Here is a 26,991-nt window from a genome sequence, read left to right as displayed (position 1 = left end):
ACTAAAGCCCCGCTGACTCCAGCAATTTGGCCAACGCCTCCTCGTCCTCGAACCGCGCCCGGACCGGCCAAGGCGTCACCTTGTCCCGCCATTCCTGCGGCAGCCGAACCCAGTCCTTTTCGGTCGTGACCAGCCCGGCGCTGTAGGTCGCCGCGCGGTCGGCCAGGAACTGCAGCGTCGCCTCATCATAGTCGCCGTGGTCGGGATAGGGGGCGAAGTCCACCAGGTGGCAGCCGGCGGCCTTGAGGGCGCGCTCGACCTTCCAGGGCTTGCCGATGCCGGCGAAGCCGACCTGGCGGCCCTTGGGCGGCGGGACGGCGGGCTCCAGCCGGGCGATCAGCACCGGGGTGTCGCCGAACAGGGCCAGCAGCTGGGGATCGGCCTCCGGCAGGTCGTCGGGCAGCAGCACGATCACCGCGTCGGTGCGGGCCAGGCTGACGGCCAGCGGTTCGCGCATCGGCCCGGCCGGGAACACCTTGCCGTCGCCGAACGGCCATTCGTCGTCGCGGGTCTCGCCGTCGACCACCACCAGGGACAGGGTCTTGCGCAGGTCGGGGTTCTGGTGGCCGTCGTCCATGACCACCACCTCGGCGCCGTTGGCGGCGGCCTTGCGCGCGCCCAGCACGCGGTCGCGCGACACCCACATCGGGAAGTCCTGGGCCAGCATCAGCGGCTCGTCGCCGACGTCCTTGGCGCCGTGGCGGCCGGGATCGACCCGCACCGGCCCCTTCAGCCGTCCGCCGTAGCCGCGCGACAGGCCGTGGGCCCGGCGGCCGCGCTGGGTCAGGGTCAGCAGCAGCTCGCGGACGATCGGCGTCTTGCCCACCCCGCCGACCGTGAAGTTGCCCACGCAGATCACCGCGCAGTCGGCGCCGCGCGGCTGGGTGCGGGCGATGCGGCGGGCGGTCTGGGCGGCCCAGATCCACGACAGCGGCGTCAGCAGGGCGCGGGTGACGGGGCTGGGCGCGCCGTCGCGGCGGTACCACCAGCGGGGCGTGGCCAGCTTCATGCCCCAGTCTCCAAGGGGGAGTCCGCGTCCAGCAGGGCGACGATCCGGTCCAGGCCGGCCCGGGCCTCGGCGTCGCGGCGGGCGACGAAGGCCTGGGCGCGGTCGGCCTGCAGCTTCAGGATTTCCGGCCCGGCCAGCAGGTCGGCCAGGCGGGCGCCCAGCACCGAGGCGTCGGCGAAGGCCACGCCGTCGGCGTCGCGCAGGTCGGCATAGGCGGTCAGCCAGTTCTCGACATGGGGACCGGAGACGATCGGGCAGTCCACCCGCGCCGGCTCCAGAGGGTTGTGGCCGCCGATCCCGGCCACCAGGCTGCCGGCCACCAGGGCCAGGTCGGCCAGGCGGTACCACAGGCCCAGTTCCCCCAGGGTGTCGGCGACGATGACGTCGGCGCTGTCGTCGGGTTCGCGGCTGCGCAGGGCCACCGTGGCGCCGGTCGTCAGGGACAGGTCGGCGACGACGGGGCCGCGGTCGGGATGGCGGGGGACGATCACCAGGCGGGGGCGGTCCGGCAGGGCGCGCCAGGCCTCCAGCACGATCTCGTCCTCGCCCGGATGGGTGCTGGCGGCCAGCAGCAGCGGCCGGTCGCCCAGGCGCACGCGCAGGCTGGCCAGGGCCGCCGCGTCGACCGGCAGCGCGTCCGAGCCGAACTTCAGGTCGGCCTCGCCGGCCACCGTGCCGCCCAGGTTGGTCAGCCGCTCGACGGCGCGGCCGTCCTGAGCCAGGATCAGGTCGAAGCCGCTGAACAGCTCCCAGGCCGCGAAGGGCCGGGCCTGCCAGCCGGCGTAGCTCTTGTCCGACAGCTTGGCCGAAACCAGGGCCAGCTTGACCCCACGCGCCTTGGCGGTCAGCAGCAGGTTGGGCCACAGCTCGCTCTCGACGAACACCGCCAGGTCCGGCCGCCAGTGGTCCAGGAACCGCCGGGCGCCGCCGGGCGTGTCGACCGGCAGGAACTGGTGGACCGCGCCCTCCGGCAGCCGGCGGGCCAGGAGCTGCGCCGAGGTGACGGTGCCCGAGGTGACCAGAACGGCGACGTCCGGCCGCTCGGTCCGCAGGCGCTCGACCAGGGGCAGGATCGACAGGCTCTCGCCGACGCTGGCCCCGTGCAGCCAGATCAGCCGCCCGTCGGGACGCGCGGCGACGGGGCGGCCCAGGCGCTCGTGCAGGCGCGCGCGGTCCTCCTTGCCTGCCTTGGCGCGGCGGTCCAGCAGCAGGGGCGCGAACGGCTCCAGCGCGGTCGTCGCCGCGCGGTACAGCGCCAGGGACAGGGGAAGGCTCACACCGCGTCCGCGCCGGCCAGGTGGCAGGTGGCCACGCCGCCCGACTCGACCTGGATGGTGACGTGGCCGATCTTGAACCGCTTGGACATCTCGCCGCAGATGTCGTGCAGGAACCGGTCGTTGTCGGGGTTCTCGGGGCGCACCAGGTGGGCGGTCATGGCCGTCTCGGTGGTGCTCATGGCCCAGATGTGCAGATCGTGGACCTCGGTCACGCCGGGGCGCTCGGCCAGCCAGGCCTTGACCGCCTTGGGGTCGATGCCGCGCGGGGCGGCGTCGAGGGCCAGGTCCAGGCTGTCGCGCAGCAGGCCCCAGGTGCCCAGCACGATGACCAGCACGATGCCCAGGCTGACCACCGGGTCCAGCCACAGCCAGCCGGTGGCCCACATGGCGGCGGCGGCCACGACGACCCCGGCCGAGATCGCGGCGTCGGCGGCCATGTGCAGGAAGGCCCCGCGGATGTTCAGGTCGTGCTCGGAGCCCTTCATGAACATCAGGGCCGTGGCGGTGTTGATGACGATGCCGATGCCCGCGACGATCATCACCGGGCCGGCCTCGATGGGCTGGGGATGGGCGAAGCGGCGGGCGGCCTCCCAGGCGATGGCCCCGACGGCCACCAGCAGGAAGACGGCGTTGGTCAGCGAGGCCAGGATCGTGCCCTTGCGCAGGCCGTAGGTGTGGCGTCCGCCCGGCGCCTTCTTGGCCAGGATCACCGCGCCCCAGGCCATGAACAGGCCCAGCACGTCCGACAGGTTGTGGCCGGCGTCGGCCAGCAGGGCCAGCGAGTGGGTCATCAGGCCGGCGACGGTCTCGGCCAGCACGAAACCGATGTTCAGCGCCGCCCCAATCGCGAAGGCCTTGCCGAAGTCCTTGGGCGCGTGGTGGTGACCGCCGGGGCCGTGGTGGTGATGGCCGTGATCATGATCGTGATCATGGTGGTCGTGGGCGTGATCGTGGTGATCATGACCGTGATGATCGTGCTTGTGATCGTGAGCGTTCGGCATGGGGTCTACATTCCACCAAGGGGCGGGCCTTTCAACCGTCATGCCCCGAGGCGCACCCACTTGCCCCCACCTGACCGCTTCGCGGTCTGTCCGCCACCGTAGGGGGCGGAGCCTCTTCCCCCTGTGGGGGAAGACGACCGCGAAGCGGTCCGTAGGGGGCAAGTGTTCGCCGCCGTGCTGTCGCCGGGGACATGCCCTCGCGGCGTGTCCCCAACAACAGGCTCGGAGTCAGGCCGTGGGGACACGCCGCAAGGGCATGTCCCCGGTCAGCTACCGTCCGGCTCCAGCCCCACCAACGCCTCCGCCCGCCGCGTCACGGCCGACAGCTGAGCCGCCCAGGCCTCGACCAGGGCGTCCGGATCGTCCCCACGCCCGGCGCCGGTGGGCGCGCTCCAGACCATGGCGGCCTTGGCGAAGGGCAGGGGGATCACGGTGCGGTCCCACGAGCCCAGGCGGATGCAGGGCTTGGCGGCCAGGCCGACGAAGATCACCGGAGCGCCGGTCACCCGGGCGAGGGACGGGGTGCCCTTCTCCATCCGCTCGGCCGGGCCGCGCGGGCCGTCGGGGGTGATGGCGATGCCGCCGCCGTCCTTGACCCACTTGATCATGTCGCGGAAGGCCTGCTCGCCGTGCTTGTTCTTGGCCGGGTCGGACTTCTTGGTCGACGAGCCGCGGATGGCGGGGAAGCCCAGCTTCTCGACCGTCTGGGCGATGAACTCGCCGTCGGCCGAGCGCGAGATCAGGGCCCGCATGTCTTGGCGGTCGGGGCTCTGCGGCCAGGTCAGCGGCGACATCGGGATGCGCGCGTGCCAGAAGCACAGGATCGCCCCGGAGCCGGTCTCGCGGCCCTGGGCCCACACCGCCTCGGCGTGCTCCTGGCCCTCGCGGGTCATGCGCAGGGTGTGGAACACCAGCTTGGAATAGCCGGCGAAGATCGACGACACGACCTGGATCACCAGCGGCCAACGCAGGGGCCTCATTCGGCGGCTCCCCGATCTTCAGAAGGGGCGGCGGGGACGTGGTCCAGGTCCTGGGCCTTGGCCAGGCGGGCGTAGAGGCCCTTCTGGCGCACCAGCGAGCCGTGGGTCCCGGTCTCGACCACCCGGCCCCGGTCGATCACGTAGATGCGGTCGGCGCCCTTCACGGTCGACAGGCGGTGGGCGATCAGGATGGTGGTGCGGCCGGCCATCAGCCGCTCCAGCGCCGCCTGGACCTGGGCCTCGCTCTCGGTGTCCAGCGCGCTGGTGGCCTCGTCCAGCAGCAGGATCGGGGCGTCCTTGAGGAAGGCGCGGGCGATGGCGATGCGCTGGCGCTGGCCGCCCGACAGCCGCGTCCCGGCCTCGCCGACGATGGTGTCGTAGCCCAGGGGCAGGTCGCCGATGAACTCGTGCGCCGCCGCCTGGCGGGCCGCGGCCTCGATCTCGTCCTCGGCCGCCGAGGGGCGGGCGTAGGCGATGTTGGCGCGGATGGTGTCGTCGAACAGGAACGGCTCCTGGGTGACCAGGGCGATGCGGTCGCGCAAGGACGCCAGGGTCACCGAGCGCACGTCGTGGCCGTCGATGGTCACCGCCCCGCCGGTCACGTCGTAGAAACGCGGGATCAGGTTGAGGATCGAGCTCTTGCCGCCGCCCGAGGGGCCGACCAGGGCGACCGTCTCGCCGCGGTGGGCGGTCAGGCTGACGTCCGACAGGGCCGGGGCGTCGGCGCCGTAGGCGAAGTCGACATGGTCCAGGGCGATGGCGGCGTCGCCGGCGGGCAGGACCTTGGCGTCGGCGGGATCGGTGATGGTCGGCTCGACGTCCAGGGCCGCGAACAGCCGGCGGGCGGCGGTGAAGCCCTCGGTGAACACCGTCTGCAGGTTGGCCACCTGGCGCAGCGACTGGGCGGCCATGATCAGGGCGCTGAGGAAGGCGAAGAAGGCGCCGGCCGTCAGCGTCCCGCCCAGCACGCCGGCCCCGCTGGTCGCCCGCCAGCCGGCGTAGACGAAGACGGCGGCGATGATCAGGGTGGTGAACAGCTCGGTGGAGGGCGCGGCCATGGCCTTGGCGTTGCTGCCCTTGATCAGGTGGCGCTGGCGGCGCTCCACCACGGTGGCGACGCGGGCCTCCTCATAGGCCTCGCGGTTCTCCATCTTGACGATCTTGATGCCGTCCAGGCTTTCCATGATCGCGGTCGACAGGTTGGAGGTCTCGCCCATGGCCCCCTTGGCGGCCTTGGTGGTCTTCTTCGAGAACCGGCGGATGATCAGGCTGGACAGCGGGGCGATGACCAGCACGCCGGTCGCCAGGATCGGGTCCAGCTGGAACATCACCACCAGGGCGCCGATCACCGTCAGGAACTCGCGGGTGTAGTTGACCACGCCGCTGGTCGCGGCCTCGCGGATCAGGGTGGCGTCATAGAGCACCGACGAGACGTAGGAGCCGGAGTGGGCGCCGCGCAGGCGGGCCAGGTCCGAGCGCACCAGCTTGCCGAACAGCCGCACCTGCACGTCGCCGACCACGCCGTTGCCGATCCGGTTGATGGCGGTGGCCTGAGCCACCTGGAACAGGGCGCGGGCCCCGGCCAGGGCGGCGATCAGCAGGGGGATGCGCAGCAGGGCCCCGGCCTGGGGATGGGTGATCAGCTGGTCGATGGCCGGCTGGATGATCTTGGTCAGGGCCGCGCTCAGGGCCGCGATGATCGCGGCGCTGACGATCGAGACGGTCAGTCCCTTCCAGCGGGGCTTGAGGTAGTCGCGCCAGATCCGCGCGGCCAGGACGCGGTTGGTGAGCGGAGGCGCGGCGGGGTCGGTCATGCGGCAGGGGTCGGATTTCGCGCGTTGGGTGTCAACGCCCTGTGGCTTGTCATTGCGGCGGGGGTGCGGCGCTGTGGCTTTTGCATTACAGGGCTGTGGCGCCTATCTAGCGCGCTTTCCACGAAGGATATCCGTCTTGCCCGGCTACGACACGACCACCCGCTGGGGACGTTTCAAGACCTACCTCTCGTACCTCTGGCACGATCACGCCTATCTGCGCCTGGGCTTCAAGAACGACCACTGGATCAGCCCCGAGCTGGTCCGCACCAACCAGCCGTGGCCGCACCAGCTGGCCGAGTGGAAGAAGAAGGGCGTCAAGACGATCATCAACCTGCGCGGCGGGTTCGACGGCAGCTTCTACGCCCTGGAGAAGTACGCCTGCGAGAAGGTCGGCCTGAAGATGGTCGACTTCGTGATCACCTCGCGCGAGGTGCCGATCAAGGAGCGGGTGCTGGGCGCGCGCGACCTGTTCGAGAGCATCGAATATCCGGCCCTGATGCACTGCAAGTCCGGCGCGGACCGGGCGGGCATCATGAGCGTGCTCTACTGCCACTACCGCCTGGGCCTGCCGATCGAGGAGGCGATGGAGCAGCTGTCGTTCAAGTACCTGCACATCAAGCAGGGCAAGACCGGCGTGCTGGACTACACCTTCGAGCGCTACCTGAAGGACGCCGCCCCCAAGGGCCTGACCTTCACCCAGTGGGTGGAGAGCTCCGACTACGACCCGGTGAAGATCAAGGCCGACTTCCGGGCCGGGATGATCGGCGGGATCGTGACGGAGGGGATTCTGCGGCGGGAGTAGGGGGGCTCGCCCACTTGCCCCCACCTGGCGGCTTCGCCGCCTGTCCGCCCCCGTAGGGGGCGGAGCCTAAGGCGCGAGGCTCTTCCCCCTCCGGGGGAAGACGACCGCGAAGCGGTCCGTAGGGGGCAAGTGTTCGCCCCCCAACATCCGTGATCAATCCAGGCTCGGATCCAGCAGCTTGTGGGCGTGGATGATGAAGTACCGCGCGTGGGCGTTGTCGACCGTGGCCTGGGCCTTGGCCTTCCAGGCGGCGTGGGCGTCGGCGTAGTTGGCGTAGGCGCCGACGAACTCGACCTGGGACAGGTCGCGGAACTCGATATCGGAAACGTTCTTCAGTTCACCGCCGATCACGAGGTGAAGAAGCTGCTTGTCGCTCATGGCGTGGAATTTCCTGCGCGGAAGTTATCGTTGCGGCAGGTCGATATGCCCGACGCGCGACAGGATCAACGGGTGAAGCGCGCGATTGGCGCAAACGACGCTCGGAAGCAGCGGATTTGCCCGATTGTAGGTGAAGGCGCGGCCCTTGTGGTCGGTCAGCAGGGCGCCGGCCTCGGCGCAGATCAGGTCGGCGGCGGCCAGGTCCCACTCGTTCTTGGGCGACAGGGCGACGGCGGCGTCGAAGGCTCCGGCGGCCACCAGGCACAGGCGATAGGCGATCGAGTTGCGGCTTTCGACCCGCATCGGCGGCCACGGCTCGCGCCAGGCCGGATGCACGAACATCTTGGCGTCGCCCAGCATGGCGGCGTCCTCGAGGTCGTCGGTGTCGCTGGGGCTGATCGCCGCGCCGTTCAGGAAGGCCCCGCCGCCCAGGGTGGCGACATAGGTCTCGTCCAGCGCCGGGGCGTGGACCACGCCGGCGACCGGGCGGCCGGCCTCGACCACGGCGATCGACACGGCGAACCAGGGCTTGTCCTTCATGAAGGCCTGGGTGCCGTCGATCGGGTCGACCACGAACTGGCGCGGCGTCGCAAGTCGAGCGGGAGCGTCGACCGTCTCCTCCGACAGCCAGCCGTAGTCGGGCCGGGCCTCGCCCAGGGTCTTCTTCAGCAGGGCGTCCACCGCCAAGTCGGCGTCGGTGACCGGCGAGCCGCCGTCCTTGGACCAGACCTTCAGGCCCTGCGCGCGGGCCGAGAGCGCCAGGGCTCCGGCGTCGCGCGCGGCGGCGAGGATCAGGTCCAGGTCCGTGGTCATTTTCCGGCGATCGCCAGGGCGTCCACCAGCAGGGACGGGCTGTTGCTGGCCCCGCGGAGCTCCAGGTCCGAGCCGGGGACCAGGCGGGCGTAGATGTCGATCAGATTGCCGGCCACGGTGATCTCGGTGACGGGGCCGGTCGAGACGCCGTTCTCGAACCAGAAGCCCGAGCAGCCCACCGACCAGTCGCCGGTGTTGCCGTTCAGCGAGGGGCCGAACATCGAGGTCACCAGCAGGCCGGTCCCGGCGTCGGCCATCAGCCCGGCCAGGTCCTTGTCGCCCGGCTGCAGCGTCAGGTTATGGGTCGAGACGCCCGAGGGGCCGGCCAGGCCGCGCGAGGCGTGGCCGGTGCTTTCCAGGCCCAGCTGCTTGGCCGAGCTGATGTTCAGCAGCCAGGTGGTTAGCACGCCGTCGTCGATCAGGGCGCGGGCCTCGCAGGCCACGCCCTCGTCGTCGAACGGGGCCGAGCCCAGGCCGCGCAGGCGGAACGGGTCGTCCAGCAGGTTCACGCCCTTGGCGAAGATCTGCTGGCCCAGCTTGTCCTTCAGGAACGACGTGCCGCGGGCGATCGACGGGCCCGAGATCGCGCCGATCAGCGGGCTGAGCAGCGACATGGCCAGGCGGTTCTCGAAGATCACCGGGGCGGTGGTCGAGTCCAGCTTGCGCGGGTTCAGCTTGGCGACCGCCAGCTCGCCGGCCTTGGCGCCGATGCTGGTCGGGCTGGGCAGGTCGGCGGCGTGGCGGGTGGAACGGCCCTCGCCGCCGCGCTCCATGCCCGCGCCCTCGCCGGCGATGGCCGAGGCCGAGACGCCGAAGCCGCTGGCCTGGTGCGGGCCGGAGAAGCCCTCGCTGGTGACCAGCCGCCAGGTCGAGGCGCTCCACGACGACGAGCCGCCGTCGGAATTGGTCACGCCTTCGACGGCGCGGGCGGCGGCCTCGGCCTCGCGGGCCTGGGCCTCCAGGGTCTCGGCCGAGGGCTCGGTCGGGTCGAAGAGGTCCAGGTCGCGGAAAGGCGCGCGGGCCAGGCGGTCGGCGGGCGCCAGGGCGGCGTAGGGGTCTTCCGGCGCCAGGCGGGCCATGGCCACGGCCCGGTCGATCAGCTTGGCGCGGCCCTCGGCCGAGATGTCCGAGCCCGACACCGTCGCGCTCTGCCGGCCGACGAAGACGCGCAGGCCGATGTCGCGGGACTCCTCGCGCTCGACCTCCTCCAGCTCGCCCAGGCGGACGCTGACGGAAAGGGATTGGCGCTGCGCGAACACGGCCTCGGCGGCGTCGGCGCCGGCGGTCCGCGCGGCGGCGAGCACGTCATGCAACAGGTTTTCGTCCATGCGGTCTTATGGACGAGGGGGGAGGGCCGGGGCAAGGCGGGTTTGACCGACGCCGCCCGCGACCCAGGATCAGGCCGCCGACCGGACCCTTTCGAACGTCGCGATCCAGTTCGCTTCCCACGTCTTGCCGCCGTCGGCCGAGAACGCCTGCTCCAGGGCGAAGGTCCTGTCGGTCACGCCGGAGAAGATGAAGCGGACGAAGATCGACCGGCCGCCCAGGGTCTCCTGGTCGTAGAACTCGCCGCGGCCGTTCCGGAAGCCGCCGATCATCGGCGCGCCCAGGTCGCCGTCCCGGCCGTTGGCGAAGCGGATGGACCACTGGCGGGTCGCCGGATCGTAGAGCCGCAGGCTCAGGCCCTGGATGCGGCCGGCCGGGCCGCTGACGTCGATCTCGCCGAGATTGGCCTGGCCGCCCCAGACCTTCCGGACGATCGAGCTGCCGTCGTACTCGACCCAACTGGTCGAACCGGTCAGGGGATGCTCCAGGCGCCGGATATGGGTGGTCCAGTCGCCGAACTCGAAGTCGAAATCGTGCTGGCCGTCGGGGCGCGGCGCCGGCGCGGCCACGGCGGGGGGCGCGATCTGGGCGAACCCGGCGGCGGGGATCAGGACAAGCGCCAGGCCCAGCAGCAACGGGCTCGCGCGGAAGGGGCGGAAGGCGCGCATCTGGGATCCTCGACGTCCAGGGTGTGGGCTCGAGACATCCCTGCGCGCTTTCTCAGCGCGGGTAGAGGTCCACTTCGCGCGAAAACCGCCTAGCCAATCGCGTAGAACAGCAGGGCCACCGCGCCGAAGATGTAGGCCACCCAGGTGCAGATCATGCCCAGGGCGCGCGGGATCGAGGCGCCGCCGCTGTTGGACAGGCCCACGGCGTGGATCAGGCGGCCGGCGAACAGCACCAGGCCGACCACGTGGATCGCCAGCGGCGGGGCGCCGACCAGGGCCAGGACGATGATCGCGGCCAGGCCGACGGGGATGTATTCGCTGGCGTTGCCGAACGCGCGGATGGCGCGGGCCAGCTCGGGGATGCCCTCGTCGCCCAGGGCGACCTTGTGCTTCTGCCGCAGGCGCACGACCAGCAGCGACAGGGTCAGCAGGAGCAGGACGTGCAGCCCCACCCAGAGGGCGGCGGCGTGTCCGGAAGCGATGGTGTCCATCGGGGTACTCGTGAAACGGGATCGAATGTCGCCGAATAAGGCTCAGCGTTCGGCCAAGCTGGCAAGATGGCTCGTCGGGGAGGCGACTGGGTTGAAGGGACGCTACCGGGCGTCCCGGGCGGAGGAGACCTTGGCGCAGCCCGCGCGGAAGGCCGCGGTCCGGTTCCAATTGGGGGCGGGGAAGGTCTCGACAAGATCCTCGTCGCGCGCCGTGCGCGCCGCGCGCGGCTTGCGGTTCACGCCGGTGAAGACCAGCGGCGGTCCGGACAGGAGCTGCGACACGGACCGGGCTCCGCCCGGGAAGACGCCATGCGACCAGCGTTCGAAACCGTTGCCGCGCGGCGTCAGGGTCGTCTCGAGGCGGAACGTCCCCGACGACACGGCCAATCGGGTGTAGTCGGCCGCATCGATCATCAGCGGCACGTCCGACGACAGCAACATGCGCCGCACCTCGACCCTCAGCGCGCCGTCGGGCTGGCAGACGAGCGACAACTGTTCCCAGTCGACTCCGCCCCGCCGGCGAACGTCCTCGTTCACCGTAAGGGCGTCGCCCTCGGCTTTCGGATAGCGCCAGGAGAACCGGGTCTCGCCGCTATACTCCAGAGGGAAGCCCTTCGGGCCGGCTGCGCGCGCGGAGTTGCAGCCCATCGACGCCAAGGCCGCCGCGACGATGGCCAGGCGCGTGAACCGGCGACCCACGCCTAAAGCTCCCGCCCGATCGGGTAGAGCTTGTAGTGGTCGTCGTAATAGGGCGTGCGCGCATAGAACCAGCCCAGGCGCGCGTCGGGATCGGCGGCGAACTTGGGGTCGGCGGCCAGCTTGGCCTCGAACTCGGCCTTCAGCTTGGGATCGGCGGCCAGCATCTTCTCGGCCAGCGGGGCCAGGGCGTAGCCCTCGATATATTCCACCCGCTGCAGCACCTCGGGGAACATGCCCCAGGCGAAGAAGCTCTCGTCGCTTTCCGGCTCCAGCAGCAGGGTGACCAGTTCGCCCAGCGGCTGGTCGGTGCTGACGCGGACCGAGCCGGCGGGCCAGGTGACCGAGCGGGTCTCGTGGGTGACCGGGCCGGCGTCGATCTCGACATGGCCTTCGCTGGCGCGGGGGGCGATCTTGGGCGACGTGAAGCGGATCATGTCGACCGACACCGTCTTCGGCGCCGCCAGGGTCTCCATCTGGACGCCGTGGACGCGCAGGCGCTCGATCACGTCGGGCTTGGCCGAGGAGATCCAATAGGCCTTGGGCGGGGTCAGCTGAAGCGACGGCTCGGCGGCGAACAGCGGCAGGGACCAGGGCTTGGGATCGGGCTTGCCCAGCCAGCGCACCTCCTTGCCGCCCGTGGCGGGGGAGTCGTAGGTCTCGTACTGCACGCCCAGGAACGACACGGTGCGCAGCGGCTTGTCGCCGCCGCCCTTGCCGAAGCCGGTCCCGAAATTGGCCTCGACCACGGTCGGGCGCTGGGCGCGGTCGGCCGTCTCGGCGGCGCGCAGGGCCGCGCCGTCCCTGGCCAGGACCTTCAGGCTCTCTTCCAGCAGTACATAGGCGCCCAGCACCCGCTGGCGATAGGGCTTGAGGGAGTGGTTCTCGACCAGCACCGTGGCCATGCCCACCGCGTCGCCATAGCCGTTGGAATAGCGCAGCGAGGCCGGCGAGGAGCCCAGGCCCTTCTTCGGGTCGCGGTCGTCCAGGGCGAAGACCAGCTGGCCGGGCACGTGCCCCGCCGCCTTCAGCCCGGCCTGAGTGGCCGGCAGGTAGGTGTTGTCCAGCCAGGCGCTGGTGGCCTTCGAGCGCGCGAAGTCGCCCAGATAGCCGGCCCAGCCATAGGTGACGTCGTACTGGTAGTCCTCGCCGTCGGTGACGTGGATGTCCATGTAGAGGTCGGGCTGGACCTTGTTGATCAGGCCGATCATCGCCCGCATCTCCGGCGCGTCCAGCTTGCCGTAGTCGCGGTTCAGGTTGAGGTTCTGGGCCGTGTGCCGCCAGCCCTGGATCACCGGGCCGCGCTGGTTGGGGCGGCTGTAGGGCGAGGCGCGCTCGTGGCCGTCGACGCTGAAGATCGGCACGAAGACCAGGTTCACCTTGTCCAGCAGCGCGTCCTTGCCGTGGAACGCCATGTCCCGCAGCAGCATCATGCCGGCGTCCTTGCCGTCGATCTCGCCCGGATGGATGCCGGCCTGGACCAGCAGCACGGGCTTCTTGGGATCGAACTTGTCGCCGTCCTTGGAGACGTACAGCACCAGCAGGTCGCGGCCCTCGGGCGACTTGCCGAAGACCTCCATGCGGATCAGGGGCGAGGCGGCGGCCAGCTTCTCGAGCCAGGCGCGGGTCTCTTCATAGTTGGGCGAAGCCGTCAGGCCGGTCAGCTCGGACGGCGTGATCCAGGGATCGGAGGGCTTGGCGACCAGCTTCTCGCTGGCGCCATGCCAGGCGAGCGTCGGGGGAAGGATATCCGAGTCCCAGGGAGCCTTCGGGGTTTCCGCCATGGTCGTGCCCGCCATCATCGCGACGGCCAGAGCCGCCAGCCCTGTCTTCAACATCGTAAGCGCTCTCCGGCTCCCAGCCGGGGACATGCCCTTGCGGCGTGTCCCCAAACGCGGTCTGGGCTTGATGGGGACACGCGCGAGCGCATGTCCCCGGCCGGAGCGGCGTACTATTTCCGCGTCACCAGGTCCATGAAGCGCTGCTGCAGGACCTTGTCGGTCTTGAACGCGCCGCGGAACTGGGTGGTGATCGTCGAGACGTCGTGGTGGTGCACGCCGCGCGTCGACATGCACTGGTGCTCGGCGTCGATCAGCACGGCCACGCCGGCGGCGCTGAGGTGGTCCTCGATGGCGTCGGCGATCTGCATGGTCATGGTCTCCTGGGTCTGGAGACGCTTGGCGAAGATCTCGACCAGGCGCGCCAGCTTCGAAAGGCCCACGACCTTGCCGGTCGGCATGTAGGCCACCCAGGCCTTGCCCAGGAACGGCGCCATGTGGTGCTCGCAGTGGCTCTGCACGTCGATGCCGCGCAGCATGACCATGTCGTCATAGCCCTGCACGTCCTCGAAGGTGCGCGACAGCTCCGTGGCCGGATCGCCGTGATAGCCGGCGAACCACTCGCCGTAGGCGTCGACCACGCGCTGGGGCGTGTCGAGCAGGCCTTCGCGGTCGGGGTTGTCGCCGGCCCAGGCCAGCAGGGTCCGGACGGCGGCCATGGCCTCGTCTCGGGTGGGGCGCTGGGCGGGTTCAAGATCAAGACCGGTGTCAGTATCGAGACCGATCAGGGTTCGCTCGCGGGTCAGTGCGTCCATGTGCGGGAAGGGTCTTTCCACGGGCTGAGTTGCGCCAGGACGCCTTTCGTCCTGGAATTACGCGTGCCACCCGTCGCGCGCATTAGGACCAACTAAGAATGGTCGTGCGCGCGTGCTCTCGTTATATGGGGCCGATCCGTATCCCCGCAACACTCCCGCGACGTCAGGCCGCTCCCTTCCCATGACCATCAAGCTTCACGACACCATGGCGCGCGAAAAGCGCGACTTCGTTCCCGCTGATCCCAGCCGGGTGACGATGTATGTCTGCGGGCCGACGGTCTACAACCACGCCCACATCGGCAACTTCCGGCCGGTGGTGGTGTTCGACGTGCTGTTCCGCCTGCTGCGCCACGTCTACGGCGCCGACGCGGTGGTCTATGCCCGCAACGTCACGGACGTGGACGACAAGATCAACAAGAAGGCCTTCGACGAGGGCGTGGCGATCAAGGTCATCACCGACCGCTACCTGGCCGCCTATCACGAGGACGCCGACGCCCTGCTGGCCCTGCGCCCGAGCCTGGAGCCCAAGGCCACCGAGCACATGGGCCCGATCGTCGAGATGATCGGCAGGCTGGTCGATAACGGCAAGGCCTACGCCGCCGAGGGCCACGTGCTGTTCGACACCCAGTCGTTCGCCGACTACGGCGCGCTGTCGGGCCGCGACCTGGACGACATGATCGCCGGCGCCCGCGTCGAGGTCGCGCCCTACAAGCGCCACCCCGCCGACTTCGTGCTGTGGAAGCCGTCCAAGGAGAACGAGCCCGAGTGGGACAGCCCCTGGGGCGCGGGCCGTCCGGGCTGGCACATCGAGTGCTCGGCCATGATCGACAAGCAGCTGGGCCAGACGATCGACATCCACGGCGGCGGCATCGACCTGACCTTCCCGCACCACGAGAACGAGCTGGCCCAGAGCCGCTGCGCCCACGGCGCGCCGGTCCTGGCCAACTACTGGCTGCACAACGGCTTCCTGGATATGTCCGGGGAGAAGATGTCCAAGAGCCTGGGCAATGTGATCATCCCGCACGAGCTCCTGAAGACCACCCCGGGCGAGGTGATCCGCTGGGCGCTGCTGTCGGGCCACTACCGCCAGCCGCTGGACTGGACGCCGGAGCTGGTCGAGCAGAGCAAGAAGGCGCTGGACCGCCTGTACGGCGCTCTGCGCCGCGCCAAGACGGTCGAAGCCGGCGAGTCCGAGCCCTCGGACGACGTGCTGGCCGCCCTGTCGGACGACCTGAACACCCCGCTGGCGGTGTCGGGCTTCTTCGAGCTGTCCAGCGCCATCGAGCGCGCGGTGACGGCCGGCGACGAGGCGGCGATCGCGGCCAACAAGGGCCGGCTGCTGGCCACCGCCGGCCTGCTGGGCTTCCTGCAGGCCGATCCGGACGCCTGGTTCGAGGGCGACGCCGACGACGACCTGAAGGCCAAGGTCGAGGACCTGCTCAAGCGCCGGTTCGAGGCCCGCGCCGCCAAGGACTGGCCCGCCGCCGACGCCATCCGCGCCGAGCTGGACGGCCTGGGCGTGGTGGTCATGGACGGTCCGGCCGGGGCGACCTGGCGCATGAAGGACTAGGCTTTCCGCGGTTGCGGCCCATCTCATCCGTTGTCATCCCGGAAAGCGCGCAGCGCTTGTCCGGGACCCAGGTGAACCGCACCGCATGAGCCCAGTCCCCTGGGTCCCGGACGGCCTCCGCGAGGCTTCCGGGATGACAACTGAAATTCCAGCCGCCTCGACCACGACCTGAACGATGGCGGCTTGGTTCGCGATCAGATTACAGGCATAATCTGTTCGCCCGGATGAGCGGGGTTTGTGAATGCGCGCCTACTTCCAGATGTTCGCCGGCTACAACGCCTGGGCCAACCACCGCATCCACGCGGCCTGCGCCCTGCTGGACGAGGCCGACTACCTGGCCGATCGCGGGGCGTTCTTCGGCTCGATCCACGGCGCGCTGAACCACCTGATCGTCACCGACCGCATGTGGCTGGCGCGGCTGCGGGGCGAGCCCCTGCCGCCGGACGCCCTGGACGCGGTGGTCTTCCACGACCTGGCCGCCCTGCGCGCGGCGCGGACCCACGAGGACGCGGCCCTGTCGGACCACGTCGCCGGCCTGACCGACGAGGCGCTGGCCGGCGTCTTCCGCTGGACCCGCAAGGCCGACGGCGCGACCGTGACCCAGCCGCTGTGGGCCGCCCTGGCCCACATCTTCAACCACCAGACCCACCACCGCGGCCAGGTCCACGGCCTGCTCAGCCAGGCCGGACAGGACCCGCCCTCCCTCGACCTGCCGGTCTTCCAGAAGGCCAGCGGCTTGGGCTTCATCGATTGACAGTGCTAGACGGACACCCATGCAACGCGCCGTAGAATTCCGAACCGGGGTGCAGGCCCCCGCCGAGATCGTCTGGGAGGTGGTCTCCGACTTCGCCTCGTGGAAGGACTGGAACCCCGTCCATCCGCGCATGGAGGGCGAGATGCGCATCGGCACGCCCCTGCGGTTCGACCTGGTCGTCGTCGAGAACGGCGCGCCCGTGGCGGTCGAGGCGGTGGTCCAGGACTGGGTGCCCTACGAGCAGCTGCATTGGCGCACCAAGCGGCTGAAGGGCTTCGTCACGGCGATCCGCTATCTCGAGATCGAGAAGATGAGCGACGTCGGCTCGACCTTCTCGAACGGCGAGCTGTTCATGGGCCCGCTGGTCCGCTTCGTCCCCCGCGACGAGCGGCGTCGCCTGAAGGCGGCCTTCACCCGCATGGGCGAGGCGGTCAAGGCGCGGGCCGAGGCCCTCTGGTCGGAACGCCAGAGCAGCCCCACATAAGCGGCATGATCGACGACCTCTATTCGGCCCGCATCCTGGGGCTGGTGGCCAACATGCCCCGGGCCGGACGCCTGGCCGCGCCGGACGCCAGCGCCGAGAAGACGGCCAAGCTGTGCGGCAGCCGGATCGTCGTCGACGTGACGGTGGCGGACGGCAAGGTCGCCGACTTCGCCCAGGACGTGACGGCCTGCGCCCTGGGCCAGGCCTCGGCGGCGATCCTCGGCGCCCAGGTGATCGGGGCCGATCTTTCCGAGATCGAGTTGGCCCGCGACGCCTTGCGCGCTATGCTCAAGTCGAACGGTCCCGCTCCCACGGGTCGATTTTCGGAGCTCGCCGTGCTGGAGCCGGTCAAGGACTATCCCGCCCGTCACGCCTCGACGCTTTTGGCGTTCGAGGCCGCGGTCGAAGCTGTCCGCGAGGCCACAGGCGGGGCCCAAACCCGAACTAGCCGCGTCGGCGCCGCTTGATCGGGTCTTTTCGCTAGTCGATAAGGTCCCGACTCCGTCCGCGAAAGCGCCGGCATGACACTCTACGAACGCACCGTCGATCTGGGCCTGAAGGCCTACAAGACGACGCTGTCGCCCTTCATCGGGCGCCAATGCCGGTATCTGCCGACCTGCTCGGAATACGCGGCCCAGGCGCTCAAGGATCATGGGCCCCTGAAGGGGTCCTGGCTCGCGGTGGGACGGATTTGCCGCTGCAATCCGTTAGGCGGACACGGGTACGACCCTCCGCCCCCGCCCCGCGCGCCGCGCAAGTGGAACTGTGAAGAATGATCGACCTGATTTTCCCCGACGGCTCGGCCCGCCAGTACGCTGACGGTTCGACCGGCCGCGACGTGGCCGCCTCGATCTCGAAATCGCTCGAGAAGAAGGCCCTGCTGATCAAGATCGACGGCCAGCTGCTGGACCTGGACCGCCCGATCACGCCCGACCTGCTGGCCGGCGACAAGAAGTTCGAGATCATCACCCGCGAGGCCCCCGAGGCGCTCGACACGATCCGCCACGACACGGCCCACGTGCTGGCCGAGGCCGTGCAGGAGCTGTTCCCCGGCACCCAGGTGACCATCGGCCCCAACGTCGAGGACGGCTTCTACTACGACTTCGCCCGCGACGAGCCGTTCAGCCTGGACGACCTGGCCGTGATCGAGAAGCGCATGAAGGAGATCGTCGACCGCGACGAGAAGATCACGCGCGAGGTCTGGGACCGCAACGAGGCCATCAAGCACTTCGACGACATCGGCGAGGCCTACAAGGCCCAGATCATCCGCGACCTGCCGGCCACGGACACGATCACGGTCTATCGCCAGGGGAACTGGAAGGACCTCTGCCGCGGCCCCCACCTGCCGTCGACCAAGCACGTGGGCAAGGCCTTCAAGCTGACCAAGCTGGCCGGCGCCTACTGGCGCGGCGACCAGAACAACGCCCAGCTGCAGCGCATCTACGGCACCAGCTGGGCCAGCGAAGCCGACCTGGAAGCCTATCTGACGCGCATCGAGGAGGCCGAGAAGCGCGACCACCGCAAGCTGGGCAAGTCGCTGGGCCTGTTCCACATGCAGGAAGAAGGCCGCGGCATGGTCTTCTGGCACCCCAAGGGCTGGAAGCTGTGGCAGACGCTGGAGGCCTACATGCGCCGCCAGCTGGATCGCGCCGGCTATATCGAGGTCAAGACGCCCCAGGTGCTGGACAAGAACTTCTGGGAGAAGTCCGGCCACTGGGACAAGTACCGCGCCAACATGTTCGTCTGCGAGACGGTCGAGGGCGAGGTCCTGTCGCTGAAGCCGATGAACTGCCCGGGCCACGTGCAGATCTGGAACGTCGGCCAGCGGTCGTACCGCGAGCTGCCGATGCGCATGGCCGAGTTCGGCGCCTGCCACCGCTACGAGCCGTCGGGCGCCCTGCACGGCCTGATGCGGGTGCGCGCCTTCACCCAGGACGACGCCCACATCTTCTGCCGCGAGGACCAGATCGTCGAGGAGACCGAGCGCTTCATCCGCCTGACGCGGATGATCCACGGCGACCTGGGCATGACGACCAAGTACATCGCCCTGGCCACGCGTCCGGAGCTGCGCGCCGGTTCTGACGAGTTCTGGGACAAGGCCGAGGGCATGCTGGCCGAGGCCGCCCGCCTGGCCGGCGTCGAGCCGGTGATCGCCGAGGGCGACGGCGCCTTCTACGCGCCGAAGCTGGACTTCATCGTCCAGGACGCCATCGGTCGGGAATGGACCTGCGGCACGCTGCAGCTGGACTACGTCCTGCCCGAGCGGCTGGGCGCCGAGTACATCGGCGAGGACGGCGCCAAGCATCGGCCCGTGATGCTGCACCGCGCGATCCTGGGATCGTTCGAGCGCTTCATCGGCATCCTGCTGGAGAACTACGCCGGCGCCCTGCCGCTGTGGCTGGCGCCGACCCAGGTCGTGGTGGCCACGATCACGTCGGACGCCGACGACTACGCCCAGCGCGTGGCCGATCGGTTGACTTCGGCCGGCATTCGCGCAGAGGTCGACCTCAGGAACGAGAAGATCAACTACAAGATTCGCGAACACAGCCTCGCGAAAGTACCGGTGATCGCAGTGGTCGGGCGTAAGGAAGCCGAGAACGGAGAAGTCGCCCTGCGTCGCCTCGGCGGCGAAGGGCAGAGGGTGCTGTCGCTGGAAGACGCCGTCCGCGCGTTGACCGAGGAAGCGACGCCGCCCGACCTCGCCCGGGCTCGCACGGCGGCGGCGCCCGCGGAGTTGGCGCAGGCCTGATGAACAGCATTCTTCCCTCTCCTTCGACCTTCGTTACGGGTGCGCGGCCGATCCGGCCGCGCATCTCGGTCGTTATGGTCGTCTACAAGACGGGAGAAGCGCTGGTCGACAGCATCCGGCACGTCCTGGACGAGCCCCAGGTCGACGAGTTCGTCATCATCGACAACGGCTCGCCCGAGAACGAGGCCGAGCGGCTGCGCAAGCTGGGCATGGCCGAGCCGCGCGTCGTGCTGCGTCAGGGCCACGGCAATGTCGGCTTCGCGCGCGGCGCCAACATGGGCGCCGAGATCGCGCGGGGCGAATACATCGTCTTCCTCAATCCGGACGCCAACCTGCAGGACGGCTGCGTCGAGGCGCTGGTCGCGGCCTTCGAGGACCGGCCGGTCCCGACCGTGGTCGGGGCGCGGGTGATGAACACCGACGGCACCGAACAGCGCGGCGGCCGGCGGGGCGAGGTGACACCGGTCACCACCCTGCTCAGCTTCGGCCACCTGACCTCGCGGTTCCCGGGCCTGCAGAAATTCGAGATCCACCGCGAGCACGAGCCCACGCCCGACGGGCCGGTCCCGATGCCGACCATCTCCGGCGCCTGCTTCGCCCTGCGCCGCCAGGACTTCGAAGCGCTGGGCGGCTTCGACGAGGGCTACTTCCTGCACGTCGAGGACATCGACCTGTGCTGGCGCGCGCGCCAGGCCGGCGGCGAGGTGCTGTTCCAGCCGGCGGCCCAGGTGGTCCACCTGGGCCACACCAGCCTGGAGCACCCGGTGAAGGTCGAGTTCCACAAGGGCGTGGGCCTGTCGCGCTACTTCATCAAGCGGGCCGACACGGTCCAGCGCTACGTGATCGCCGTCCTGCTGGCCCCGGCCATCCTGCTGATGAGCATCACCCGCCCGCTGCTCTGGAAGATCACCGGGCGGCCGATCTAGGCCCGCGCCGCCGCTAGTCGGCGAACACGAAGTTGTCGAAGGCCACGAAGCCCAGGGCGATCGTCAGCGAGGCCAGGCCGCCGAAGCCTTCGGGCGCGAAGGTCTGGGGCGCGGTGTTGTTCGACGGCGTCGAGAACGTGGCGCTGACCGTCGAGCCGTCCGGACGCGTCCCGGTGAAGGTGACCGGCTGGGCGGTGATGGCCGGATTGGGGTTGCAGACCTGCAGCGACAGGAAATCGAACGTCTGGCCCGCGGCCGGCGCGACGCTCACCGTGCAGGGCGCCTGGTAGCTGCCGACGAAGCCGTTGACGAAGCCGCTGCACCAGGTGTTGTCGGCCGAGTTGGTGAAGGTCAGGCCCTGGGAGGCGTAGGCGGTCGAGGCCGACGGGCAGCCGGGCGGGAAGTCCTGGTCGAACAGCACCGTCTTGGCCGACACGCCCTCGAAGACGAAATTGTCGAAGGCCACGAAGCCCAGGCTGACCACCAGGCTGGTCAGGTCGTCGAAGCCCGTCGGCGCGAAGGTCTGGGGCGTGGTGTCGCCGTTCGGCGTGCTGAACTGGGCGCTGACCGTGGAGCCGTCGGCGCGGGTCCCGACGAAGGTCGTGACCTGCGGCGGGATCGCCGTGTTGGGGTTGCACACCTGCAGCGAGGCGAAGTCGAAGGTCCCGCCGTCGTCGCGGCTGACGAACAGCTGGCTGGGCGAGCCGTAGGTGCCGACGAAGTCGTTGACGAACGGGCTGCACCAGGCGTTGCCCACCGAATTGGTGAACACCAGGCCCCCGTTGCGGTAGGGGCCCGCCGCCGACGGGCAGCCGGCGGGGAAGTCGTCGTGGAAGGTGATGGTGGTGGTCATGGCGGTCCCCCGTTCATCGCGCCCCCTTTCCTGGCGGTCGCGGCGCGGCGGACTAGAAGATCACCCAGGAGATGAGTCAACTTCGCCCTGTCACTACAAGTAGCGACGTCAGGCGGGGAACTTGCCGGCCTTTCCCAGGGACGAGGCGGGGGCCTTGCCCAGGCGCTCGCTGACGTCGCGGCCGATCTGGATCAGGGCGTCCAGGTCGTAGCCGGTCTCGTAGCCGCCGCGCTCCAGCATGTAGACCAGGTCCTCTGTGCCGATGTTACCGGTGGCGTTCGGGGCGAACGGGCAGCCGCCCAGGCCGCCGACCGAGGCGTCCAGCACGTCGATCCCGGCCTCGACCCCGGCATAGGCGTTGGCCAGGCCGGTGTTGCGGGTGTCGTGGAAGTGCAGGCGCAGGCGGGTGTCGGGCGCGGCCTCGCGCACCGCCTCCACCCGCCGGCGGACGGTCCAGGGATCGGCGACCCCGATGGTGTCGGCGATGGCGATCTCGGCCACGCCGAACAGGGCCGCGGCCCGGGCGAGGGTCACGACCTGGTCTTCAGAGACCTCGCCGTCGAACGGGCAGCCGAAGGCCACAGAGATCGTGGCGGTGATCGGCGGGCCGCCCTCCAGCGCCCGGCGCTCGCAGATCGCGCCCAGCGCGTCCAGCTGCTGCCTGGCCGTCGCGCCCTGGTTGGCCAGGCCGAAGCCGTCGGTGGCGCAGACCACGACATTGGCCTCGTCGCAGCCCGCCGACACGCAGCGCTCCCAGCCGCGCATGTTCAGCACCAGGCCGATGCGGGAGTGGTCCAGATCCGGCGTCAGGGCCGCCTGGATCTCTTCGGCCCCCGCCATCTGCGGCACGCGGTTGGGATTGACGAACGAGACGGTCTCGATGCGCCGGGCGCCGGCCGCCTCGAGCCGCCGGATCATGTCCAGCTTCTCGGCCACGGTCAGGGACAGCTTCTCGTTCTGCAACCCGTCGCGCGGGCCGACCTCGACGATCTGGATGAAGCGGCTCATGGGCGGGTCTCCTGCTCGGGCGCGTCCTCGTCGCCGGCCTCGTCATCAGGGCGGATCGGCGCGCCGCGATAGAGCGTCAGGCGCTCCTTGTCGCCGTCGGAATAGTCGAAGCCCTCGACGACGCCGGCCGGCCGAGCGGTCTGGCCCAGGGCGGTCAGGGCGGCCTGGAAGGCCTTCTCCTGGCGGCCCTCGACCACGGCCGGGCGGCCCTGGGCCACGGCCTTGGCCGCGCCCGCCGGATCGGTCAGCTGGGTGGTGGTGCCCAGGAGGAAGATCATGCTGGGCTCGGCGTAGCCGGTGACGGCCACCGGTCCGGGCGCGCCGCCGCGCGGGGCCAGATCGGCCGTCTCCAGCGCCGTCTCCAGGCGGGGCGACAGCAGCAGCGGCTCCAGGCGCGGCACGAACAGGCCCACCAGGGCGCCGTGGGCCAGCACGCCCAGCACGCCCGCCGCGACCAGGGCGGTGGCGGCGGTCTTGCGCATCACCAGCACCGCGCCAACCACCCCGGCGGCCAGGAACAGCAGGGCGGTCAGGATCGCGACCGGCAGGTCGCCGGGGTCGCCGTGTTCCTTGTAGAGATAGCCGATCAGGCCCGCGAACAGCACGCCGGCCAGGGCCGACAGCACCGCGCCGATCCCCCGCGCGATCCGGCCCAGCGGCGCGCGCAGGGACGCGGCCATCAGCATGGCCAGGGCCGGGAAGGCCGGCAGGGTGTAGTGGACCAGCTTGGTCGGCAGGAGCTCGAACACCAGCCAGGTCGGGATCAGCCAGCACAGGGCGAAGCGCACGCCCGCCTCCTTGCGCCCGGTCCAGCCCTGGACCAGGCCGGCGGGCAGCAGCAGGGTGGCCGGGAACACCAGCAGGAACGCCGCCAGGGCGTAGCTGCCGAACGGGGCGCCGTGGCTTTCCTGGCCGCCGGCCAGCTTGGGGGCCAGGTCGCCGCCGACGGCCGAGGACCAGAAGGCGCCGTCGGTGGCCACGGTGATCGCCATCGCCCAGGGCAGGACGATGGCCGCCAGCACGGTGACGCCCCAGCCCCAGCCCAGGTCCTTGATCCACGGGGCCTTGCGGTCCCAGATCCACAGGGCGACCACGCTGAGCGCCACCACCATCAGCCCGACCGGACCCTTGATCAGCACGCCCATGGCCAGGCCGATCCAGAAGGCCAGCTTGGTCCAGCGCGGGACCTTTTCGCCGGCGAGGTGCGCCGCGTAGATCCGCGCCAGGGCGGCCATGGCCAGAGTGGTGAAGCCGCACAGGGCCGCGTCGGTCTTGGCGATGAAGGCCTCGGTCGACAGCAGGATGGTCGCGCCCAGTATGCCGCCGGCCAGCAGCCCGGTCTTGGGGCTCAGCAGCGCCGCCGCGCCCCAGGCGCAGGCCGCCGCCGCCAGCATGGCGCCCAGCAGCGACGGGATGCGATAGGCCCAGATCCCCCGGTCCTCGGCCGCCGAGAAGGCGGTGACGCTGGCCGCCTGCAGCCAGTGGATGCCGACCGGCTTCTTGAAGCGCGGCTGGTCCTGGAACTTGATGACGACCATGTCGTCGGTTTCCAGCATCTGGGCGGTGGCCTGGGCGAAGCGCGATTCGTCGCGGTCCAGCGGCGGCATGGCGAACAGGCCGGGCAGTCCGGCGATCAGCGCCACCAGGGCGGCGAACAGCGGGCCGCGCCAACCGCGGCTCCAGTCATCCAGGCGAGATTCAAGCGTCATCATACTGGAATAGCACGATCCTTCTTTCTGGCTATTTTTCGGGTATTAGAGGCCGATGAACGCTCAAGCCTCCCCCATCTCCTCGGAAGCTCCTGACTATTCCGTCGTCGTGCCGGTCTTCGACGAAGGGGGCGCCGCGCCCGCCCTGGCGCGCGAAATCGCCGCCGCCTTCGCCGGCGAGAACCACGAGATCATCTTCATCGACGACGCCAGCCGCGACGACACCAAGGCCCTGCTGGTGGCGCTGAAGGCCGAGATCCCGCAGCTGCGGGTGCTGTCCCACCGCAAGAATTCGGGCCAGAGCCGCGCCGTGCGTAGCGGCGTGCTGGCCGCCCGCGCCCCGATCGTCGTCACCCTGGACGGCGACGGCCAGAACGACCCGGCCGACGCGCCGCGCCTGGCCAAGGCCCTGAAGGCCGGCCCGCCGGAGCTGGCCCTGGTGGGCGGCGAGCGGGTCAAGCGCCAGGACAGCAACGCCAAGCGCTTCGCCTCCAAGTTCGGCAACGGGGTGCGCAAGCGCCTGCTGAAGGACACCGCCAACGACACCGGCTGCGGGCTGAAGGCCTTCCGCCGCGAGGCCTTCCTGCGCCTGCCTTACTTCGATCACATCCACCGCTACATCCCGGCCCTGATGCTGCGCGAGGGCTATGAGGTGGCGTTCCAGCCGGTGAACCACCGGCACCGCGAGAGCGGGGTGTCGAAATACACCAACTTCGGCCGGCTCAAGGCCTCGGTGTCCGACCTGCTGGGCGTGATGTGGCTGCAGACCCGGGCCCGCAACCCGCAAGGCGTGGACGAGGCCTGAGCCGGGGACATGCCCTTGGGCGTGTCCCCAAGTCCTGGCTCGGCGGATGCTGATGGGGACACGCCGCGAGGGCATGTCCCCGGTTCAGCGCGGGTATTGCGGGACCGGCTCGCGCGCTGAGCGGCGCCGGCTTTCGGGAATCCGCAAAACCGGTTAACCATCGTTCCTCAATCGGCCTTCGGGGGAGAGCCAGAGATGTTCGCCGCGTTTCCGCTGCTGGCCCTGCCGGTGCTGGTCTACAACCTGATCGTCCTGACCCTGGCCGGCGGCTTCAACGCCACCACCGCCCAGGCGCGGCTGGCCGAGCAGCTGTTCACGATCCACATGACCTCCAAGGCCGACTGGGCCGTCAGCCTGGGCGACCTCTTGCTGGCCGCCTCGCTGGTGGTGCTGTTCGTCGAGCTCTTGAAGTCGACCACCAGCCGCAAGATCGCGATCATCAACCACTCGCTGTCGATGGTGCTGTTCATTGTCTGCCTGGTCGAGTTCCTGCTGGCCCCGGCCTTCGGCACCTCGGTGTTCTTCCTGCTGACGGTGATGGTGCTGCTGGACGTGCTGGCCGGCTTCATCGTGACCATCGTCTCGGCCCGCCGCGACATCGACTTCAGCGACGCGCACTAGGGCCCGCCGGGGACATGCCCTTGGGCGTGTCCCCAAGTCCTGGCTCCGTGGATGCTGATGGGGACACGCCGCAAGGGCATGTCCCCGCCACGAATTTCGACAAGACCTTGCGGCCAAGCCCGTCGATGCTGACATCGTAGCTTTCCGCGAAGGATCACGATCATGGCGTCCAAACCCGACATCTGGCTGGCGGCCGGGGTCCGCACCCCCTTCGCCAAGGTCGACGGGCCGCTGAAGGGCTATGACGCCATCGCCCTGTCGGTTCCGGTGGTGCAGGCCATGCTGGCCCAAGGCGCCCGTCCCGACTTCGCCATCTGGGGCACGGTGATCCCCAACCTGACTTGGAGCAACATCGCCCGCGAGGTGCTGCTGGACGCCGGGGCCGACCCGACCATCCCGGCCTTCTCGACGATCATGGCCTGCTCGACCAGCATGATCGGGGTGATCGAGGCCGCCGGCATGATCGACGGGCGCGGCCGCGACCTGGCCCTGGTGGGCGGGGTCGAGAGCATGAGCAAGGTGCAGATCGGGGCCAGCATCGGCTTCTCCGACTGGCTCAAGGGCTTCCAGTCGGCCAAGACCCCGGGCGCGCGCCTGGCCCAGCTGGGCCGGCTGAAGCCCAGCGACCTGAAGCTCTGGATTCCCAAGGTCGCCAACCGCACCACGGGCCTGTCGATGGGCGAGCACACCGAGATCACCGCCAAGGAATGGAAGCTCTCGCGCGCCGACCAGGACCAGATCGCCTTCGAGAGCCACCAGCACGCGGTGGCGGCCTGGGAGGCCGGCTTCTTCGACGACCTGGTGATCCCGATCGGCGACCTGAAGCGCGACACCATCCCGCGCAAGGATTCGACGCTGGAGAAGCTGGCCAAGCTGGCGCCGGCCTTCGACAAGACCAGCGGCCAGGGCACCCTGACGGCCGGCAATTCCTCGCCCCTGACCGACGGGGCGGCGGCGATCTGGGTGGCGTCCAAGGCCGGGCTGGCGCGCCTGCCGGCCAAGACCCCGCGGGTGAAGGTGGTCGACTACGAGGTCACCTCGATCGACCTGCGCCACGAGGGCCTGCTGATGGCTCCGGCCTACGGCGTACCGCGCCTCCTGGCCCGCAACGGCCTGACCTACGCCGACATCGGCCTGTGGGAGATCCACGAGGCCTTCGCCGCCCAGGTGCTGTCGCACATCGCCGCCTGGGAGGACGAGGCGTTCCGGCGAACCAAGGCGGGGGTCGAGACCGACCTCGGCAAGTTCCCGCGCGAGCGCATGAACCCCACCGGCGGCAGCCTGGCGGTCGGCCACCCGTTCGGGGCGACCGGGGCGCGGATCCTGAGCCAGGCGGTCAAGGAACTGGCCACCCGGCCGAAGGGCGAGAAGGCCATCGTCAGCATCTGCGCCGACGGCGGCCAGGGGACGATGATGCTGCTGGAGAACGTCTAGGCGCGGCCGGGGACATGCCCTCGCGGCGTGTCCCCAAGTCCTGGCTCGGTGCATGCTGATGGGGACACGCCCAAGGGCATGTCCCCGGTCGGATCAGGTCAGGGCCGTGAAGATCAGGGTCACGACGGCGATGTCGAAGAAGCGGGTCACGGCGGTCAGCAGCATGATGGGTCTCGAGGCTTGAAGTCCCTCGCGACCAAGCAAGACTGGCGCCAACGCCGCCTCCTGCG

28 protein-coding genes are annotated in these 26,991 nt (G+C 70.1%); 11 read left to right on the top strand and 17 right to left on the bottom strand.

The genetic code is table 11. From position 1 onward, the window contains the following. Position 1: 1 nt before the first annotated feature. The 5 genes from lpxK to BR39_RS0106200 all read right to left on the bottom strand — a co-directional run bounded on the left by lpxK (position 2) and on the right by BR39_RS0106200 (position 6,081). Complete coding sequence (lpxK, locus tag BR39_RS0106220; protein WP_029908800.1) at positions 2-1,009, bottom strand: tetraacyldisaccharide 4'-kinase; 1,008 nt, start codon at positions 1,007-1,009, stop codon at positions 2-4. Next, positions 1,006-2,286 (bottom strand): 3-deoxy-D-manno-octulosonic acid transferase, encoded by a 1,281-nt coding sequence (locus tag BR39_RS0106215; RefSeq protein ID WP_035018170.1) that lies wholly within the window; start codon positions 2,284-2,286, stop codon positions 1,006-1,008. The genes lpxK and BR39_RS0106215 overlap by 4 nt, the downstream gene beginning before the upstream one ends. Next, positions 2,283-3,287, bottom strand: a complete 1,005-nt coding sequence (locus tag BR39_RS0106210; RefSeq protein ID WP_029908798.1) for a cation diffusion facilitator family transporter — start codon at positions 3,285-3,287, stop codon at positions 2,283-2,285. The genes BR39_RS0106215 and BR39_RS0106210 overlap by 4 nt, the downstream gene beginning before the upstream one ends. 266 nt (positions 3,288-3,553) lie before the next feature. Continuing rightward, the gene (locus BR39_RS0106205) at positions 3,554-4,267 is read right to left on the bottom strand and encodes a lysophospholipid acyltransferase family protein (RefSeq protein ID WP_029908796.1); all 714 of its coding nucleotides are present in this window, start codon (positions 4,265-4,267) and stop codon (positions 3,554-3,556) included. Beyond that, positions 4,264-6,081 carry an ABC transporter ATP-binding protein gene (locus BR39_RS0106200; protein ID WP_029908794.1) on the bottom strand — a complete coding sequence of 606 codons (1,818 nt, stop codon included), beginning with the start codon at positions 6,079-6,081 and terminating at the stop codon, positions 4,264-4,266. The genes BR39_RS0106205 and BR39_RS0106200 overlap by 4 nt, the downstream gene beginning before the upstream one ends. Before the next feature lie 136 nt (positions 6,082-6,217). On the opposite strand from BR39_RS0106200, the gene BR39_RS0106195 reads away from it, so the two are divergent. Continuing rightward, positions 6,218-6,883 (top strand): tyrosine-protein phosphatase, encoded by a 666-nt coding sequence (locus tag BR39_RS0106195; RefSeq protein ID WP_029908792.1) that lies wholly within the window; start codon positions 6,218-6,220, stop codon positions 6,881-6,883. 153 nt (positions 6,884-7,036) lie between these two features. Here the strand turns inward: BR39_RS0106195 and BR39_RS0106190 are convergent, their stop codons facing one another. The 8 genes from BR39_RS0106190 to folE form a co-directional block, all read right to left on the bottom strand. Further along, the gene (locus BR39_RS0106190; protein ID WP_029908790.1) at positions 7,037-7,261 is read right to left on the bottom strand and encodes a DUF4170 domain-containing protein; all 225 of its coding nucleotides are present in this window, start codon (positions 7,259-7,261) and stop codon (positions 7,037-7,039) included. A gap of 24 nt (positions 7,262-7,285) precedes the next feature. Then, a complete protein-coding gene (locus BR39_RS0106185) occupies positions 7,286-8,074 on the bottom strand; it encodes a 3'(2'),5'-bisphosphate nucleotidase CysQ (RefSeq protein ID WP_029908788.1) in 789 nt (262 codons plus the stop codon). Next, positions 8,071-9,402 (bottom strand): TldD/PmbA family protein, encoded by a 1,332-nt coding sequence (locus BR39_RS0106180; protein WP_029908786.1) that lies wholly within the window; start codon positions 9,400-9,402, stop codon positions 8,071-8,073. Before BR39_RS0106180 ends, BR39_RS0106185 begins: the two co-directional genes overlap by 4 nt. Positions 9,403-9,471: 69 nt before the next feature. After that, positions 9,472-10,068 (bottom strand): hypothetical protein, encoded by a 597-nt coding sequence (locus BR39_RS0106175; RefSeq protein WP_029908785.1) that lies wholly within the window; start codon positions 10,066-10,068, stop codon positions 9,472-9,474. Positions 10,069-10,157: 89 nt separating this feature from the next. Beyond that, entirely contained in the window at positions 10,158-10,559 is a 402-nt protein-coding gene (locus BR39_RS0106170; protein WP_029908783.1) for an MAPEG family protein, read from the bottom strand. Positions 10,560-10,661: 102 nt separating this feature from the next. Continuing rightward, positions 10,662-11,258 carry a hypothetical protein gene (locus BR39_RS0106165; RefSeq protein WP_029908781.1) on the bottom strand — a complete coding sequence of 199 codons (597 nt, stop codon included), beginning with the start codon at positions 11,256-11,258 and terminating at the stop codon, positions 10,662-10,664. A 2-nt stretch (positions 11,259-11,260) separates the two neighbouring features. Next, positions 11,261-13,093: a M14 family metallopeptidase gene (locus tag BR39_RS0106160; RefSeq protein ID WP_029908779.1), complete on the bottom strand. Its 1,833-nt coding sequence runs from the start codon at positions 13,091-13,093 to the stop codon at positions 11,261-11,263. A gap of 113 nt (positions 13,094-13,206) precedes the next feature. Then, on the bottom strand, positions 13,207-13,848 hold the full coding sequence (folE, locus tag BR39_RS0106155; RefSeq protein ID WP_029908777.1) for a GTP cyclohydrolase I FolE: 642 nt from the start codon (positions 13,846-13,848) through the stop codon (positions 13,207-13,209). Positions 13,849-14,029: 181 nt separating this feature from the next. Here folE and cysS point away from each other — a divergent pair, with 181 nt between their 5' ends. The 7 genes from cysS to BR39_RS0106125 all read left to right on the top strand — a co-directional run bounded on the left by cysS (position 14,030) and on the right by BR39_RS0106125 (position 20,331). Next, a complete protein-coding gene (cysS, locus tag BR39_RS0106150; protein ID WP_029908775.1) occupies positions 14,030-15,418 on the top strand; it encodes a cysteine--tRNA ligase in 1,389 nt (462 codons plus the stop codon). 241 nt (positions 15,419-15,659) lie between these two features. Beyond that, positions 15,660-16,172 carry a DinB family protein gene (locus tag BR39_RS0106145; protein WP_029908773.1) on the top strand — a complete coding sequence of 171 codons (513 nt, stop codon included), beginning with the start codon at positions 15,660-15,662 and terminating at the stop codon, positions 16,170-16,172. A 19-nt stretch (positions 16,173-16,191) separates the two neighbouring features. After that, entirely contained in the window at positions 16,192-16,656 is a 465-nt protein-coding gene (locus tag BR39_RS0106140; RefSeq protein ID WP_029908771.1) for an SRPBCC domain-containing protein, read from the top strand. 5 nt (positions 16,657-16,661) lie between these two features. Beyond that, the gene (locus BR39_RS0106135; RefSeq protein WP_029908770.1) at positions 16,662-17,123 is read left to right on the top strand and encodes an iron-sulfur cluster assembly scaffold protein; all 462 of its coding nucleotides are present in this window, start codon (positions 16,662-16,664) and stop codon (positions 17,121-17,123) included. A gap of 54 nt (positions 17,124-17,177) precedes the next feature. Next, entirely contained in the window at positions 17,178-17,432 is a 255-nt protein-coding gene (gene yidD / locus BR39_RS26080; RefSeq protein ID WP_081916561.1) for a membrane protein insertion efficiency factor YidD, read from the top strand. Next, positions 17,429-19,405 carry a threonine--tRNA ligase gene (thrS, locus tag BR39_RS0106130; RefSeq protein WP_029908768.1) on the top strand — a complete coding sequence of 659 codons (1,977 nt, stop codon included), beginning with the start codon at positions 17,429-17,431 and terminating at the stop codon, positions 19,403-19,405. Before yidD ends, thrS begins: the two co-directional genes overlap by 4 nt. Further along, positions 19,405-20,331 (top strand): glycosyltransferase family 2 protein, encoded by a 927-nt coding sequence (locus BR39_RS0106125; RefSeq protein ID WP_029908766.1) that lies wholly within the window; start codon positions 19,405-19,407, stop codon positions 20,329-20,331. Before thrS ends, BR39_RS0106125 begins: the two co-directional genes overlap by 1 nt. A 13-nt stretch (positions 20,332-20,344) precedes the next feature. Here BR39_RS0106125 and BR39_RS0106120 read toward each other — a convergent pair whose 3' ends face one another. The 3 genes from BR39_RS0106120 to BR39_RS0106110 form a co-directional block, all read right to left on the bottom strand. Then, a complete protein-coding gene (locus BR39_RS0106120) occupies positions 20,345-21,184 on the bottom strand; it encodes a hypothetical protein (RefSeq protein ID WP_029908764.1) in 840 nt (279 codons plus the stop codon). Positions 21,185-21,292: 108 nt separating this feature from the next. Beyond that, positions 21,293-22,192: a hydroxymethylglutaryl-CoA lyase gene (locus BR39_RS0106115; protein WP_029908762.1), complete on the bottom strand. Its 900-nt coding sequence runs from the start codon at positions 22,190-22,192 to the stop codon at positions 21,293-21,295. After that, a complete protein-coding gene (locus tag BR39_RS0106110; protein ID WP_035018253.1) occupies positions 22,189-23,901 on the bottom strand; it encodes a glycosyltransferase family 39 protein in 1,713 nt (570 codons plus the stop codon). Before BR39_RS0106110 ends, BR39_RS0106115 begins: the two co-directional genes overlap by 4 nt. 55 nt (positions 23,902-23,956) lie before the next feature. On the opposite strand from BR39_RS0106110, the gene BR39_RS0106105 reads away from it, so the two are divergent. From BR39_RS0106105 to BR39_RS0106095, 3 genes are all read left to right on the top strand, one after another. Further along, positions 23,957-24,706 (top strand): glycosyltransferase family 2 protein, encoded by a 750-nt coding sequence (locus BR39_RS0106105; protein ID WP_029908758.1) that lies wholly within the window; start codon positions 23,957-23,959, stop codon positions 24,704-24,706. 195 nt (positions 24,707-24,901) lie between these two features. Then, a complete protein-coding gene (locus BR39_RS0106100) occupies positions 24,902-25,327 on the top strand; it encodes a hypothetical protein (protein WP_029908751.1) in 426 nt (141 codons plus the stop codon). 162 nt (positions 25,328-25,489) lie between these two features. Beyond that, complete coding sequence (locus BR39_RS0106095; RefSeq protein ID WP_029908749.1) at positions 25,490-26,761, top strand: acetyl-CoA C-acyltransferase; 1,272 nt, start codon at positions 25,490-25,492, stop codon at positions 26,759-26,761. A gap of 93 nt (positions 26,762-26,854) precedes the next feature. On the opposite strand, the gene BR39_RS27240 is transcribed toward BR39_RS0106095, so the two are convergent. Further along, positions 26,855-26,977: a hypothetical protein gene (locus BR39_RS27240; protein ID WP_255347287.1), complete on the bottom strand. Its 123-nt coding sequence runs from the start codon at positions 26,975-26,977 to the stop codon at positions 26,855-26,857. Positions 26,978-26,991 lie beyond the last annotated feature (14 nt).

It is taken from the genome of Caulobacter sp. UNC358MFTsu5.1 (genome assembly GCF_000712075.1).
Classification (GTDB): domain Bacteria; phylum Pseudomonadota; class Alphaproteobacteria; order Caulobacterales; family Caulobacteraceae; genus Caulobacter.
Note: the sequence above shows the minus strand (reverse complement) of the source record. Positions and strands in the feature narration are given on the sequence as shown.